Source organism: Microcoleus sp. MON1_C1 (genome assembly GCF_036701945.1).
Lineage (GTDB): Bacteria > Cyanobacteriota > Cyanobacteriia > Cyanobacteriales > Microcoleaceae > Microcoleus.
In genome coordinates, this window is record NZ_JAUBRO010000001.1 from 52307 (window position 1) to 67677 (window position 15371).

The 15371-nt window shown below is 47.3% G+C and carries 11 protein-coding genes; 5 read left to right on the plus strand and 6 right to left on the minus strand.

Translation table 11 applies throughout. The features are described 5' to 3' along the window. Positions 1-289 precede the first annotated feature (289 nt). Both psaC and glmS read left to right on the plus strand, forming a co-directional pair. Positions 290-535 carry a photosystem I iron-sulfur center protein PsaC gene (gene psaC / locus QUA62_RS00215; RefSeq protein WP_015175986.1) on the plus strand — a complete coding sequence of 82 codons (246 nt, stop codon included), beginning with the start codon at positions 290-292 and terminating at the stop codon, positions 533-535. Positions 536-695: 160 nt separating this feature from the next. Next, positions 696-2618, plus strand: a complete 1923-nt coding sequence (gene glmS, locus QUA62_RS00220) for a glutamine--fructose-6-phosphate transaminase (isomerizing) (RefSeq protein ID WP_333401884.1) — start codon at positions 696-698, stop codon at positions 2616-2618. A 285-nt stretch (positions 2619-2903) separates the two neighbouring features. On the opposite strand, the gene QUA62_RS00225 is transcribed toward glmS, so the two are convergent. Together QUA62_RS00225 and QUA62_RS00230 are read right to left on the minus strand one after the other, a co-directional pair. After that, positions 2904-4382: an O-antigen ligase family protein gene (locus QUA62_RS00225; RefSeq protein WP_333401885.1), complete on the minus strand. Its 1479-nt coding sequence runs from the start codon at positions 4380-4382 to the stop codon at positions 2904-2906. 43 nt (positions 4383-4425) lie between these two features. Continuing rightward, positions 4426-5271 carry a YaaW family protein gene (locus tag QUA62_RS00230; RefSeq protein ID WP_190659331.1) on the minus strand — a complete coding sequence of 282 codons (846 nt, stop codon included), beginning with the start codon at positions 5269-5271 and terminating at the stop codon, positions 4426-4428. Positions 5272-5543: 272 nt separating this feature from the next. On the opposite strand from QUA62_RS00230, the gene QUA62_RS00235 reads away from it, so the two are divergent. Both QUA62_RS00235 and QUA62_RS00240 read left to right on the plus strand, forming a co-directional pair. Continuing rightward, positions 5544-6611, plus strand: coding sequence for an FAD-dependent oxidoreductase (locus QUA62_RS00235; RefSeq protein ID WP_333401886.1), 1068 nt, complete (start codon positions 5544-5546; stop codon positions 6609-6611). Positions 6612-6635: 24 nt separating this feature from the next. Then, on the plus strand, positions 6636-7217 hold the full coding sequence (locus QUA62_RS00240) for a Uma2 family endonuclease (RefSeq protein WP_445301624.1): 582 nt from the start codon (positions 6636-6638) through the stop codon (positions 7215-7217). Positions 7218-7545: 328 nt separating this feature from the next. Here QUA62_RS00240 and QUA62_RS00245 read toward each other — a convergent pair whose 3' ends face one another. From QUA62_RS00245 to QUA62_RS00255, 3 genes are all read right to left on the minus strand, one after another. After that, a complete protein-coding gene (locus tag QUA62_RS00245) occupies positions 7546-8481 on the minus strand; it encodes a polysaccharide deacetylase family protein (RefSeq protein WP_333401887.1) in 936 nt (311 codons plus the stop codon). A gap of 498 nt (positions 8482-8979) precedes the next feature. Then, positions 8980-10569, minus strand: a complete 1590-nt coding sequence (locus tag QUA62_RS00250) for a bifunctional pantoate--beta-alanine ligase/(d)CMP kinase (protein ID WP_333402030.1) — start codon at positions 10567-10569, stop codon at positions 8980-8982. A 197-nt stretch (positions 10570-10766) separates the two neighbouring features. Beyond that, the gene (locus QUA62_RS00255) at positions 10767-11843 is read right to left on the minus strand and encodes a septal ring lytic transglycosylase RlpA family protein (protein ID WP_333401888.1); all 1077 of its coding nucleotides are present in this window, start codon (positions 11841-11843) and stop codon (positions 10767-10769) included. A 492-nt stretch (positions 11844-12335) separates the two neighbouring features. Here QUA62_RS00255 and purM point away from each other — a divergent pair, with 492 nt between their 5' ends. Continuing rightward, a complete protein-coding gene (gene purM, locus QUA62_RS00260) occupies positions 12336-13364 on the plus strand; it encodes a phosphoribosylformylglycinamidine cyclo-ligase (RefSeq protein ID WP_333401889.1) in 1029 nt (342 codons plus the stop codon). Between the two features lie 1283 nt (positions 13365-14647). Here the strand turns inward: purM and QUA62_RS00265 are convergent. Next, positions 14648-15271, minus strand: coding sequence for a DedA family protein (locus QUA62_RS00265; protein WP_333218170.1), 624 nt, complete (start codon positions 15269-15271; stop codon positions 14648-14650). Between the last annotated feature and the right edge of the window lie 100 nt (positions 15272-15371).

Genomic DNA, 15371 nt, shown 5'->3' on the forward strand with positions numbered 1-15371 from the left:
TCAAGCACTTTGAGCAGACTCTCACCAATGTCACTGCGAAACTCAATTTGTATTTCATAAGGCTGATGCTCAAACGGTTGGCGAATGATTGAGATCCCAAATGGGTTCTATCAGAGTCCCAGCGTGAATAACTGTGAAGTTTTGTCGCTTTTTCGCGAAGTGCTTCCAGGCACTGCGGTAGACTAACCTTTAATTCTCTGTGCAGGCTATAGCGGTGGCATCTCGCCGTCAAATCTGTTAATTCGCAGAGCAAGCAAATTTTTAGTGACTCGTTGGGAGCCTTTATTCAATGTCTCATTCAGTCAAAATTTACGATACTTGCATCGGCTGCACTCAATGCGTCCGCGCTTGTCCGACTGACGTTTTGGAGATGGTGCCCTGGGATGGCTGCAAAGCAGCTCAGATTGCCTCTTCTCCCCGCACCGAAGACTGTGTAGGCTGCAAGCGTTGCGAAACTGCTTGCCCTACCGATTTTCTCAGCATCCGGGTTTACCTGGGAGCCGAAACCACTCGCAGTATGGGTCTAGCTTACTAAAAATCGATCGACACGCCGATCGAATTAGGGGCACAAAAGAGGGGGCAATTTAATTGCCCCCTCTTTTTTTGTCGCGGAATCTGCATTCTGGGACCGGAAGAAGGTAAAAATGATAAAACTTGAGTTTTATTGCGATCGCTAAGCAGGAGTAGTACGTTAAATGTGCGGAATCGTTGGCTATATCGGCACGCAAGCAGCAAGCGAGATTTTGCTAGCAGGATTGGAGAAACTAGAATACCGGGGCTACGATTCAGCGGGCCTCGCTACCATCTCCGAAGGAGAAATTACCTGCATCCGAGCAAAGGGCAAATTGCACAACCTCCGGGAAAAGTTAGCAGAGATAGACTCTCCCGCTCCCATCGGCATCGGACACACCCGCTGGGCAACTCACGGCAAACCAGAAGAATATAACGCTCACCCTCACATGGATAATAGCGGGCGAATTGCGGTAGTTCAAAATGGAATTGTCGAAAATTATCGCGAGTTGCGGAAAGAATTGAAAGCACAGGGACATAAATTTGTCTCGGATACGGATACAGAAGTTATTCCTCATTTAATAGCTGAACTTTTGAAAGAAGCAAGAAGGGAGAACGAAGAAGGAAAAGATAAAAAAACCGAAAAAGTTGCTGATTTATCGTTTTTGGAAACTGTTTTAAAGGCGGTAAATAAATTAGAAGGAGCTTTTGCGATCGCCGTTATCTGTGCAGATTTTCCCGAGGAAATAATTGTCGCCAGACAGCAAGCTCCTTTGGTGATTGGCTTTGGTGCAGGCGAATTTTTCTGCGCTTCCGACACGCCGGCCTTAGTATCTCAAACCCGCACTGTTTTGTCCTTGGAAAATGGCGAATTAGCAAGGCTAACTCCGATGGGAGTCGAAGTTTACAGCTTTGCAGGAGAAAGGCTGAAAAAAAGCCCGCGCATCCTTGGTTGGAGTCCGGTTTTAGTCGAAAAACAAGGCTTCAAACACTTCATGCACAAGGAGATTTACGAACAGCCCGCCGTAGTCAGAGCGTGTTTGGAGGCTTATTTAGACAGCGAGTGGCAGCCCGGAAATCCGCGCTCTCCCATCAATCTCAACTTGCCCAAGGAACTTTGCGCCGATGTCGAACAAATTTCAATTCTCGCCTGCGGCACGAGCTGGCACGCTTCGCTAATTGGCAAATATTTGTTGGAACAATTAGCTAATATTCCGACGGCCGTGCAGTACGCTTCTGAATACCGCTACGCGCCCGCACCGCTAACAGCAAATACTTTAACTATTGGGGTAACACAGTCGGGAGAAACGGCGGACACACTGGCTGCTTTGGGGATGGAACAGCAGCGCCGCGCCGGTTTTACCGATAAATTTCGGGCGAGAATGTTAGGCATTACTAACAGAACCGAAAGTTCGATCGCCCACATGATGCCGCAGGTAATCAATACTCACGCCGGTATAGAAGTCGGCGTTGCTGCGACTAAAACTTTTGTGACTCAGTTGATGGCATTCTATTTCTTAGCTTTGGATTTGGCGCACCAGCGGCAAACAATCAGCACGGATAGATTGGCAGAAATTATTGCTGGTTTGCGCCAGTTGCCGGCCGAAATTGAGAAGTTTCTGGAGATTCAAGAACAGTATGTGGAGGAATTGTCCCACCAGTTTACAGACACCCAAGATTTTATTTTTTTGGGGCGGGGAATTAACTTTCCGATTGCTTTGGAAGGGGCCCTGAAACTGAAGGAAATTAGCTACATTCACGCCGAAGGATATCCGGCGGGAGAGATGAAACATGGCCCGATCGCCCTTTTGGATGCGAAAGTGCCCGTAGTGGCGATCGCGATGCCAGGAAGTGTCTACGAAAAAGTGCTTTCCAACGCTCAAGAAGCGAAGGCGCGCGACGCCCGTTTAATTGGCGTTACGCCGAAGCAAGGTGTGGCGGAAGCCGATATTTTTGACCACATTTTGCCGGTGCCTTTGGTCGATGAATTGTTGTCACCCATTGTAACAGTGATTCCGCTGCAATTATTGGCTTATCACATTGCGGCGCGTCGGGGTTTGGATGTGGATCAGCCACGAAATTTGGCGAAGTCGGTGACGGTAGAATAAAGGAAGTCATTAGTCATTAGTCATTGGTGTACATGAAATAAAGTTGTACACCAGAAATGCTTGAAAGCATTGATGTCTCGTGCAAATTTTGCGACCAATGTTGTACACCAAATGCCGAAACCTTTAGCCAGCAAGGAGTTCAGGGTAGTGTACAACATTATTTTCAGAATACATCATTAGTCATTAGTGGGTTGTTGGTTGTTGGTTGTTCGTTCTAATAACCAATAACCAATAACCGATAACCGATGCCCGATGCCCGATGCCCGATGCCCGATGCCCGATCGCTTATTTCCTCTGGCTGACTCCGCAAATTGCCGCTAACAGCAACCAGCTTGTAGTATTGAGTCGAAAATCAAACAGCGTCACATCTACAGTGTTAAAAAGCGTACAGGCGGCGAAGGCTAATAAATAACTGAAAAAAATTAGGCGATCGACCGCTCTTACATCTTCATCAGCCACCTGGTTTGTGATAGGAACTATAGATTCTTTATGAAGAAATAAAGCATTTTTCGCTACTTCCTGTGTTGCTATTTTCTCGTGTTTAATCTCCCCACGAAAAAGGGGCCAATTCGCCAGCAGCAAAACACCCCTAGCCAAAACCCAACCAACTAAACTACACAACAGAAGCGTTGCCGGTATTCCCGTTTCCGCAGTCAACATCAGTATCAAACTGTGAGGATGACCAAGCCATTCTTGCATTTGAGCTTGATAGAGGGGCGTAAAATTTCGCAGTCCCCAACCCGTCCAAGGACGCTGCTGAGTCATAGACCAAGCAAATTCCCACTGAGTTTTTCTCAAAGTAGCAGCCGGCCGATTTGGGAACATCTCGTCGGTGAGTCTAGCCCAAAAGAAAGCCGGAACAATTCTTCGTAAAGATTGCCGCAGTGGTTCCGGGCCAAAGGCAGACAAAAAAATTGTGCTAGCCACACTCAAAACCGCAGCTAATAATTTTTTATAACCCGCATAAAATGCAAAAGCCAAAACTGCCAAAACTGCCATTACCCAAGCATTGCGAGAATTAGTAAAAATCAAAGCAAGAGCATTTCCGATCACTGCACAACTTAAAAATAGGAATTGGGCATTGGGCATTGGGCATTGGGCATTGGGCATGGGTAAGTGGTGACGACTGGCAACTGCCAACTGACAACTGACTTCTTCCATCCACAGTCCCAGTGCTAAAATAAAAGCAATTGTCAGATAGCAAGCTAAAATATTAGCGTACATAAATACAGAAGCCATACGGCCGGGGGGATTGCCTTGGGGTGCGAGTACCCAGCCAAAAACAGGCTGCAATTGATCGATGCCGCTCCAGCCTAAAAATTGCTGTCCCAGGCCTAAAATTATCACTGGAATTGAACTAATTACAATCATCCAAGACAATTGCCGCAATTGAGGCAAAGTTTGAATTAAACTGCTGAAAGCGGCAAACAATATAAAGAACGGCAAGAAATTGTACAACCCTACAAAAGCCTCAATGCGGTTGTGGGCAAAAACCGCTGTGATGACTAGCAGCGCGCTCAGAATTGCGAATCCTCGATTCAACGGGCGGCGAGTAATTCGACGGAACTTTTGCTTGCAAGTGCCGGCCAATCCCAGGAATAAACCTAAAGCTCCCAAAATCGGGATTAAGGGAAAAATCAGCATCCCCACTTGGGCGAAATTCCAAGGGATTTGCAGGCGGGGATCTGGATGTTTTTGGAGGCGAGACTTGAGATTTTCGGCTGTCTGTTTGGCAGCTAATTTCAACCGATTTTTGATATTCACCCACACTCCCAATCTCAAATCTAAAATCTACAATCTACCATCGTTAAGCTAGTTCCCAAACGCATTCCGATCGCGTCAGGCGAATTTGAGCTAAGGCAAAAATGGTCGGGATAATGCGGCCGTAGTTCGTGGAAATCGATCGCCAACCCAAATCCGCTAAAAACCAAGTCCACATCACCGGGCCGACCAACGAAAATACGCTCCGCGTCGCACCGTAACGAGCTGCACTCACCGCCATACCGCGCCGCGCCGTCTGAATTGCGACATAATTTTGAAACTGGGTTGCTGCCGTTGCAGTACCTGCAAGCACTCCTTGTTTTGCCATTTGATAGGTGGCAAAATGCAGCGCAAATTGATTGGCCATTAGTTTGAGCAGCATTGGTTTTAAGATGGAACTAACAGCTAAAGCGCTGCCACCTTTGAACAGCAAACCGAGCGGGTCTTTTTCTGCAGAAATTGGCAGGGGTTCTGAGAGTTTAGAATCAACGATCGCTCGCTGTACGCGAACTGTCAGCGCTTGCTGCTCATCTGCTGGTAAACGCTTCCACGCGCGGCCCATTAAGTGCAGAAATACTTCTGCCTCTAAGTCGGTGGTTGACAACTGTCTGGGATAAGGGATTTTGAGATAGCGACAAACTTGAATTAGTGCTTGTCTGTAAGTAACTTGTTGGGTTCGCCCTCTGAGTACCGTCAACCCGTCGGCTGCAAGATAGCGAAACCGCTGTTCTACCGCGTCGAGCCATGCTTGGCGATCGCGACTTTGTACATCTATCGGTGCGGGGGTTTGCACGTAATCTAAAGGGTTAAACTTGCGGCTGAACAGAAGTTCGGTTAGTTGCTGCAATTCTTCTTCTGTTGTCAATTCGAGTGCTGCTCTGAGTTCGTCCAAAATTTTGCCCTCCCCTATTCGATTTTAGATTTTAGATTTTAGATTTTAGATTGCTGCTGATTGACAACCATGAGGATTTAGGATTTACCTACAGTGGCATTTTTTGATCTGGTCTTAATCATGGATTCGTGCTGTCCTTTATTCTACTACTTGGTGCAGGACGATGGCGTCGGGTCCCGCAAGCTACGGCTCTTTTGAGTCATCGGTAAGGTACAAATTCAGCTCGCAGCCTTTAAGCTGATGTTTAGATTCACAAGGCTGACTGATTGATTATGTTCGATGTTGCGGTGATTGGTGCGGGTATGGCGGGGCTGAGTTGCGCTCAACGGTTGCGTCAAGCTGGTTATTCTGTGGTGGTTGTTGAGAAATCTCGCGGCGCGGGGGGACGTGTTGCTACCCGCCGCGTACAGGGTACTAGGGCCGATCACGGGGCGCGGTATCTGGAACCGCAGGGGGATGCGGTGCAGGGGTTAATTGAGGCTTTGGTCGATCGGGATATCCTCAAACTCTGGACTGATACTGTCTGCGAATTCAGACAGGGAAAACTTTCTGCTATTGCTAGTTCTTGTTATGTCGCACCTGCGGGTATGAATGCTATCGGTAAGTATCTGGCTGAGGATTTAGAGATTTGGTTTAGCCGCCGCGTACAAGCTATTTCTACTACAGATAACCAAATGTGGCATCTTTCCCTAGAAGTTACTGATGACAATTTACAGACTCCTCAAGAATTGATTGCTAAGGCTGTTGTAGTAGCAATTCCGGCTCCTCAAGCTTTAATGTTTTTGAATTCGGAAATTGGTTTTAAATCTGATTTTGTTGACAAGTTGCGTTCTGTGGAGTACGACCCTTGCATTAGCGTTATGGCTGGCTATTCTGCGACAAAACAGCCAGATTTAAGTAATCTAAATCCGCAGTGGAAATCTGTTTCTTTTCCCGATAATTCTGATTTAGCTTGGGTTGGTTTGGACAGCAGCAAACGGCTCGATCCGCTACAGCCAGTGTTTGTGGTTCACAGCAGCGCAAATTTTGCAGAACGCTATTTAGAAGCTGCTGATTTGGAAACTGTCGGTCAGGAATTGCTTTCGAGAGCTGCTGAATATTTAATCCCTTGGATCAAAGAGCCGGAATGGTTGCAGGTTCACCGCTGGCGCTATGCTTTTTGTCGAAATCCTTTGCCGGTTTCTTGTTTGCCTGCTGGGAGGAATTTGCCGCTGGTTTGTGCGGGGGATTTGTGCGGGGAAGGTCAAATAGAGGGTGCTTTGCGATCGGGTTTGGCGGCGGCTAATTGGGTGAATTCTCAGTTGCAGGATTTGCCCTTAGATTCAACCCTAAATTGGTAATATGGCTAAAATGAATGTATCGATTTGGCCTCTAACGCTATGATTGCCATCCCGTCTGGGTTTAGCCCCGAAGATTACCTTGCCCTCGAACGCGATAATACCGTCCGGCATGAATATCGGCGCGGTTTGGTGTACGCGATGGCGGGAGGTAGCGATGACCACAGCCGTCTCTGTATTAATTTTATAACTGCGATTAACCTTCACCTGCGCGATGGTGACTGTCAGTTTTTTTCGGCTGATGTCAAGGTGAATTATGCGGATGCGTTCTTCTACTATCCAGATGCGTTTGTCACCTGCGATCCGCGCGATCGCGAAGATCGTTATGTGAAGCGTTATCCCAAGTTGATTGCTGAGGTGCTATCCCCTTCGACGGAAAACTTTGATCGCGGTGAGAAGTTTGAGGATTATCAACAGCTTGAATCGTTGGAAGAGTATGTTTTAATCGCGCAGAACCAGATGCGGGTGGAGTGTCGTCGTCGGGTGCAAGATGCGAGTTCCCTGCGGTGGGAAACGGTGGTTTATGAAGCAGGCGATCCGGTGATGCTGCCGAGTATTGGGCTGGAGATGCCGATCGAGGAGTTATATCGGGGTGTGAGCATACTCTGAACTCCTCAGCTTCGATCGATTGAATTGCACTAACGCTTTATTTTGGAGTAGTGGCCCTTTATCCCAATCGCTGCACCTCTTCCAGCGACATGAGAAAGCGCGTGGGCAACTTGTTCCACGTTAAACCCATTGCTAGTAGTTGGGGGATGGCATCTCGTTGTGTTTGCTCCACGCGATCGATCGACTTGCGATCGAACTGATGCTCTGTTATAGCCTAGCGATTGTCGATCGATTTGTGTATCTGAATATAGCCATCGTTCTGAAAAAATCGATCGCACGACCTACAAAAAAATGGAAAAATGGTGTTAAGTCCCACTTTTCCAAATTTTTATTTTTGTGCTGTTTCCTGCTGTTCTAAGTCTTGTTCTTGCATCTGCAATAACTCGGGAACTGTTACGAAACTGTACCCTTCTTTTCTCAATCGAGCAATAATATCCGGTAAAGCTTTGACAGTTCTTGCTCGATTGCCGCCGCCGTCGTGCATCAGCACAATGCCGCCGGAATTTGCCTGCCTCATCACGTTGTCGATTAAAGATTCCGTAAGAGTGCGCCAATCAAAAGAATCAGCAGACCACATCACAACTGCATAATTTTTCTTTTGAGCGTAAGCTGTCAATCCATTGTTTAAAATGCCTCCTGGCGGGCGGAACATTGATGTTTGGATGCCGGTCAAGTCCTCAATTAAGGATGAAGTGCGATCGATCTCGCGAGCGGCACCGTCTTCGTTATACTGAAGGTATTCATGGTTCCAAGTGTGGTTGCCGATCGCGTGACCTGCTGCTGCGACCTGTTGGCCAATTTCGGGAGAATTTTTCAGGTATTTTCCTACCCAGAAAAATGTAGCCTTAATATTATTTTCCTTGAGAATATCTAGGATTTGTGTAGTGGTTTTCGGCCAGGGGCCGTCGTCAAATGTCAGGGCGATCGCCTTGTGCTGGGAATCGAGTTTCGCGTGACGAATGGTTGTACCTTGAAACTGATCCGGTACGGCTGATTGAAATCGGATTGCCTGCACTTGGGCTAGAGCCTGTTGCGAAAATTCTACTCGATTGGCGATCGCCTCGGAGAACTTATTAATAGTGGACATCGGCTGTTGTTCTTGGGACTGGGATACGGCCAAGACTTGCGCCTGAATCGGTTGCAAGGGCGGATTTGCCCGCAAGTTAAGTGGCCATGTCACACCCAGCAAAAAACTTCCTGTGGCTGCCATAAAACCAACGATGAAAGTTTTTCGCCGCCTCCACAGCAGTTTCAATTTTCTCACGTCATTCTCTCCTTCACACCTTGCACAGTTAATTTGAGATTTTATGTTGATATCAAGTTAATCCACTTAAGAGAATAATCTTAAATTGGACTGTTCTTAAAAATGCTACTGGAAATAACCGATCGCGGGGAAGTCCATCCGGATAAAAAAATTTAAGATTTGTGTGCCAGAAATCCCCTAACCCATACAAACGTGGGATGGTTGAACTTTTTCCCCAGCCAGGGGGACGGCGCTCAAGTCGGATTCATGACACGATATTCTTCGGGACTCAGCCCGGATCAGCCCGCGTCCCTACCTGACACTGCAAGATGTGAGTTTAACCTGAGATGTTGCACTATTGTTAATAAGCCTTTCAAGGGCGGGTTAGAAGATTCCACGCCACAAGAAAATTTAGTCTTTGTGGGATAGACGGGAAAGCCTATTAAGCCAGAATGGCGCAAGATGTGAGTTTAACCGGATTTGATATGAGGGCGATCGCGCGCCCCCAGGGTCGTAAAATTAACTTTTAGGGCCGATTCTCTCTTTGTACAAGCCGACAATCCGCTCGATAACTTCAGCAACAGTCAGATTGTCTGTTTGAATTTCCACAGCATCCGCCGCTTTACGCAAAGGTGCAACCTCGCGGGTGCTGTCCTTTTCGTCCCGTAGGGCGATGTCTTGTTCCAATTGGGCCAAGCTAATATTAGCCCGATCGCTATCTTTAAGTTCTAACAGTCGCCTGCGCGATCGCTCTTGTACCGAAGCCGTCAAAAAAATCTTTAGTTCCGCATCGGGAAACACGTTAGTGCCGATATCGCGGCCTTCTGCTATAATTCCGCCTTTTGTGCCGCAGCGCCGCTGTTCCTCCACCAGAAACTGCCGCACGGCGGGAATTGCCGCCATTTCCGAGACGCGGGATGTCACTTCCAAACTGCGAATTGCCTCGGTTACGTCTTCGCCGTTAATCTTCAACATCTTTGATGCGGGATCGAGGTTGTATTCCAAATAACTCGAACTGATTAATTCGGCGATCGCGCATTCGTCGGAAATCGGCGTGTCTGTTTTCAATGCCAGCCAAGTCAGCGCCCGATACATCGCACCGGTATCCAGATAAAACAAGTTCAAAGCAGTTGCGGCAAGGCGAGTTACGGTAGATTTGCCTGCTCCCGCCGGGCCGTCGATCGCCACAATGGGCCGGCGATTCCTGAGAATTATATTGTCTATCAAGCGAGTAGAGCCAACTCTGGCAGCCACGGCTAAAAGTCCCGCTGTTTCCACAACCTGCAACGGCGTCAGAGTATCGGAATCGACGATTTCGGCGTATTCGAGCTTTACTGCGGGTTCTTCTGCGACTGCTGCGCGGGCTGCAGCGAGTGCGGCTGCTGCGGTGCGGTCCCCTGAAGAAAAAGTTTCCGAGGCTTGTTGCAGCGCGCGGTAGAGTACGGAGGCTTGCTGTTTTTGCTCTGCTGTTAAATACAGATTGCGAGAGCTCATTGCCAGTCCCGACTCTTCGCGGACGATCGGACAAGCGACAATCTCTACAGGCAAGTTAAAATCAAAGACCAGCTTCCGAATAATTGCTAACTGCTGGGCGTCTTTTTGACCGAAATAAGCTTTTGTCGGTTGCACCAAACTCAAGAGTTTAGTAACAATTGCCGCGACGCCCTGAAAATGACCGGGCCTTGCTTTGCCGCACAAAACCGATGTCATCGCCGGTGGCGGCACTACTTGAGTTAAGGATGAAAGGTGAATCTCTATCTGTTTTTGGGCGGTTTGCTCTGTTTCTGCGCCGACTGCTTGATGGCCGAACATTTCCGTTGCTGAGGGAGCAAATATGGCATCAACCCCAGCTAGTTCGCACAACAGTCGGTCTTGCTCGAAATTCCGAGGATAATCTTGAAAATCTTCTGTCGGACCAAATTGCAGCGGGTTGACAAAAATGCTGACCAGGGCGATCGCATTTTCTTGCCTTGCCCGCTGGATCAAGCTCAGATGTCCTGCGTGCAAAGCTCCCATCGTCGGCACCAAACCGACTGTCAAATGAGGTGCAGCAGACTTTTGTAAATTTAAGTAGCAGCGAAGTGCTGCAATGGTAGTAAACAGGCGCACCGGTAGAATCTCCTGAAGGCATTCTGCAGAAGGCAGAATTTGTTTGTCGGAATTTGTTCGACTTGACATCTTCCACCATCCTGCCTTAACAGGCTTTCGGGCCTCTTCCACAAAGATATGGTGGAAGATGTCAGTTTTATTCTACTTTCTGCCTTCTACACTTCGGATAACTTTTGTATTCTGCCTTAGACTAACGTTCAGCGTTCAACTTTTGTTGGCTGCGGCGGTTCGATCACTTCGATTTCCACTCTCGCAACGCCACTGCTCATCATTCCCAGCACGCTGGCGGCGCCGGCGGACAAGTCAATGACCCGATCGCCTACATAGGGGCCGCGGTCGTTAATGCGGACGACTACGGTGCGGCCGTTGTCGAGATTTCTCACCATGACTCTAGTTCCAAAGGGCAAGTGGCGGTGGGCTGCGGTCAAATCATTTTGGTTGAAACGCTCGCCGCTGGCGCTGAGGTTGCCGTCAAATCCCGGGCCGTACCAGGAAGCCCAGCCGCTGAGGCGCACTTGAACAGGGCCCAGAGACAGTACGGGGGGTTCGGGTTGGGGTTTGCCTGCGACTTCTTCCAGGGGTGGGGCGTTGCCCAGAAGCCGGCGGAGGCGATTGGTTGCTTGCAGGGCGTCTCGGCTAAAGTCGGTGGTGCTGTCGGGGAGGATTGTTTCGGCGTTGATGTTTACCAAATCCTCGCCGTTTGCCTGGATAATGTAGCGATCGCCTTTTTCCCACTTAACGGTAATGCTGTTCGGATCGATGTTGTTGCGGGCTAGCTGGTTGAGTCTTGCTGCTAAGGTTGATGCCCGCCAAACTGAATCGGGTTCTTGGTTGCGGTCGTTGCTGGCAATGTTTCCGACTTTGGGATTTTCTCTGGCGCCCGCTACTTTTGACCGACTGCTAGCACCGGCTTGGCTGTTGCCAGCCTCTCCCATTTTCGTGTTTGTTTCCGGATTGGCGTTCAGAAAGGTGATGACTGGAATGTTTCGCACGTAGACTGTCGCTGCTTGTCGCCCGTCTAACTCGTGGGGCTGGATTTTGGCGATCGAGTCTCGGGCAATTTCAGCTCTTGCTTGATACTGATACTGTCCGACTTTTTGCGCTTCGACCCGACTCGCGTTTAACTGCCGGGACGGTTGGGTGGCAATTACTTGCTCGGAAACCGGAGAGTTTTGGTTGTCGGCACCTGTTGCTTGTGCGTGACAAGAGGATGCCGTTCCTACCACAGGAACTAACAGGACAGCGAGTAGACCACCAACAAATTTTTCCTTCATACGTCCATTTTTGTGAATAGCCATTGCCAACCGAGATTGGAGGATTGGCCATTTGGCGGCGGGCGTCAAGGATTTCTCTCTTGCCCTTCGCCATTCCCCCGTGAGTCAAAGCAAAGTATCGGGGTGCGTTTTTGCTTTAATGCTTCCGCCCCAAAAAAAATTGGCGGAAACTTCCCTGACACTTGACAACTCATGCTCGATCCGCAATTTGTGTTTTGTTCACGAACTGCAACAGACTACCACAAACTTTTGTGGTTGGGGATCGCTGCGATCGCGATTTTCACCAAATCTTCATCAAATTTTCTCCAAACCCTCTATCATAAAATCCTTTAGTTACAGTGCTTACAGCCGTTTCAGTTATTCCCTAAAAATTTACAAAAATTTACAAAAATTCATTGTCTTTTGTGGGCTGGCGAATGGCTAGTGTGAAAAAAGCTGTTTGTCAACTGTTATGGGAATAAACTAAAAACTGGAAATCGATTTGGCGGACTTATGGATTATCGAGAAGCAGGTGTGGATGTTGAAGCGGGCAGAGCTTTTGTCTCGCGCATCGGGAGTATGGTCAAGAGCACGCACAGATCGGGAGTTTTGGGCGGATTCGGCGGGTTTAGCGGGTTTTTCAGCGTTCCGGAGGGTTTAAAAGAGCCGATTATGGTTTCGGGTACTGACGGCGTTGGGACTAAGTTGAAATTGGCCCACAATCTCGATCGCCACGACACGGTAGGTATCGACTTGGTGGCGATGTGCGTCAACGACGTGCTGACATCCGGAGCCGAACCCCTCTTTTTTCTCGATTATTTAGCGACGGGAAAGTTAAATCCCGAACAATTAGCTGCGGTGGTGGCCGGGATAGCTGACGGTTGCAAGCAAGCGGGCTGTGCTTTGTTGGGCGGGGAAACGGCAGAAATGCCCGGTTTTTACCAACCGGGAGAGTACGATTTAGCTGGTTTTTGCGTGGGAATTGTCGAAAAGAGCAAATTGTTGGACGGTTCGCAGGTGCGGGTAGGAGATGTGGCTGTGGGGCTGGCGAGTTCGGGCGTACACAGCAACGGTTTTAGTTTGGTGAGAAAAATTGCGGGCGATGGGGGTTTTGACTGGAATTCCCAACCCGAAAAGTTAGGTGGCAAAAGTTTAGGAGAAGTGCTGCTAACTCCGACTACGATTTATGTTAAACCTGTCCTCGAAGCAATTAAGAGTGGTTTAGATATTCACGGCATGGCTCACATTACGGGCGGCGGTTTGCCGGAAAATTTGCCCCGCTGTTTGGGAGTTAATCAATCTGTGAAAATTGACAGCAATAGCTGGCCAAATTTACCAATTTTCCAGTGGATTGCTGAAGCTGGCCAAGTTGCCACAGCAGATATGTTCAATACCTTTAATATGGGGATTGGGTTTGTGCTGTTGCTCGATCGCACAGAAGTCGATCGGGCTGTTACATGGTTTGAATCTCAGGGAATTGGTGCGTTCGCGATCGGGGAAGTGATTGAGGGCAAAGGAGAATTGATAATGGATAATGGGTAATGGGCAATTAGTAAGAAGCAATCGCAGGGGCTGAAGATTGCTTCGCTTTGCTTTGTGCAATAACAGACAATCTGAATCTGCCTTTATCTGTGTATATCTGCGGTTAAATTTATAATTTTGAAAGTAAACGCAGAGGACGCAGAGGAGACAGAGGAAGAAAGAGAAAAAGGAATTCACAACTGATGACTCGTTGCTACAATTTTCAATGAAAGTGAAGTAAGCTGTTGTGCCTTTAAATACGGTATAATTCAAAATTATTTCCGTCAAGGAGTGCAAAAATTGCCGCTCAAAAGTATCTGAATCCCAAATAAATAGAGCAACTGCAATAAGCATTAAAATAGGAACAAAAAGGAGATATTAGAGGAAAAATTATAATTTTATTATTGCTAAATAACCGAAATAATCAATCTAAAATTGCTGATTTTTTTGGTTGCACCGTAAATAAGGTGTTTCATTGGTGGATTCAGGGATATCCAGAGAATCTAGACACGTACTACTATTTTATGTCCGAAGAGAGCCTAGTGAAGCAATCTCAAATCCTGGATTTAACGCCCTTGATTACGTAAGTCCTCAATATATTGCTAATGGACTGTTTAAAGTAATTGAAGAGCTAGAGTATGTATTACATCGCCTTTGAGCGAACACCATGATTATTGCGATCGCACTTCTTCTCCTCCCTTGTTCGCAGCATTCTGTGAATGATAATTAGAGCGATCGAGTTTTTGAAATCCTCTTTAACTCACCCCAGGAATATCCTCATACTAAGCAGAGATTGGACACTGAAAATTCATCCTAGCCAACTCCAGAAATTCCCCCTATCCGTAGAAAGAAAAACCCCAACTTTCTGCCACATCGCGACGGTAGCAATCCACATTCATAACTTGTTGACCGATTAATACCTATTCTTGTATTGTTGATAGCGATCGATAATCCGCAAATTTATCTCCTGTGTCAAACACCTGAGTTGTTGGAGATAATAATTCCACTTTATATGATGTTATGTTAATTACCCATCGAAATGCCTGGTAGTAAGGAGTTTAGTCTTTATTGACTAATATTTTCCCTATTCATGACAGAATTACTCACTACCCAATTAATTATTTTACTGGCATAATTTATAGCTCCAAATGAGCTGATTTTGAGACAGAAATCCTGATTTATTAAGAGGGGATTAGCAATCATTAGACTTTTTACAAAAATAGATAATATCTGTGTTCATTTGCGTTCATCCGCAGTTAAAAACAGAAAATCCAGAACTCTTGCAAAAAGTCTAACCACCAATCTTATTTAGTCTTGTCCAAATTCCGCGACTCCAACCAAATAGGAATTGCAATCCAAGCAACTGCTAACAGCAAAGCAAATACCGCAAATTGAGCGGCCCAAGCTACCAATTTCTCCAAAGACACAACTTGTCCCAAGAAGTAGGATAAACTCACCATTACAGATGCCCAGCTTGCAGCACCCAGAACATTGAACAGCGAAAATTTCCAAAAAGGCATTTCTGCAATACCCGCTAGGGGGCTAGCAAAAATTCGCAGCAGTGCGATGAAACGGCCCAAAAATACGGCTTTAGCTGCATTTTTGCTAAACTGTTCTTTTAAGTCAAACAGTTGTTCTTCTCGAAAGCGGAAAAATTGTCCCAGCTTCAGCAGCAGTGGCCAGCCACCGTACCTGCCGATCGCATAACCGAAATTTCCGCCCACAGTCGCACCGCCGATCGCACTCGCGAGCACAAACCAGTAATTCAGTTCCCCGCTACCAGCTAAAAACCCGCCAGCAATCGTAATAGTCTCACCTGGGAGAGGAATTCCCAGATTTTCCAGTAAAATTCCCAGAAATATTGCCCAATAGCCGTAATCATGGGCAAATTTCTGAATAGTCTCTAGCGATAAAAACTCAAAAGACATTGGATGCTGCCTTCGTAAACTTTTGCAAAGCTCAATACTTTTATATATTGGCTCGATTCAGCCAATAGTGCAATCTTTCGCTGTGATGAAGAACACACTC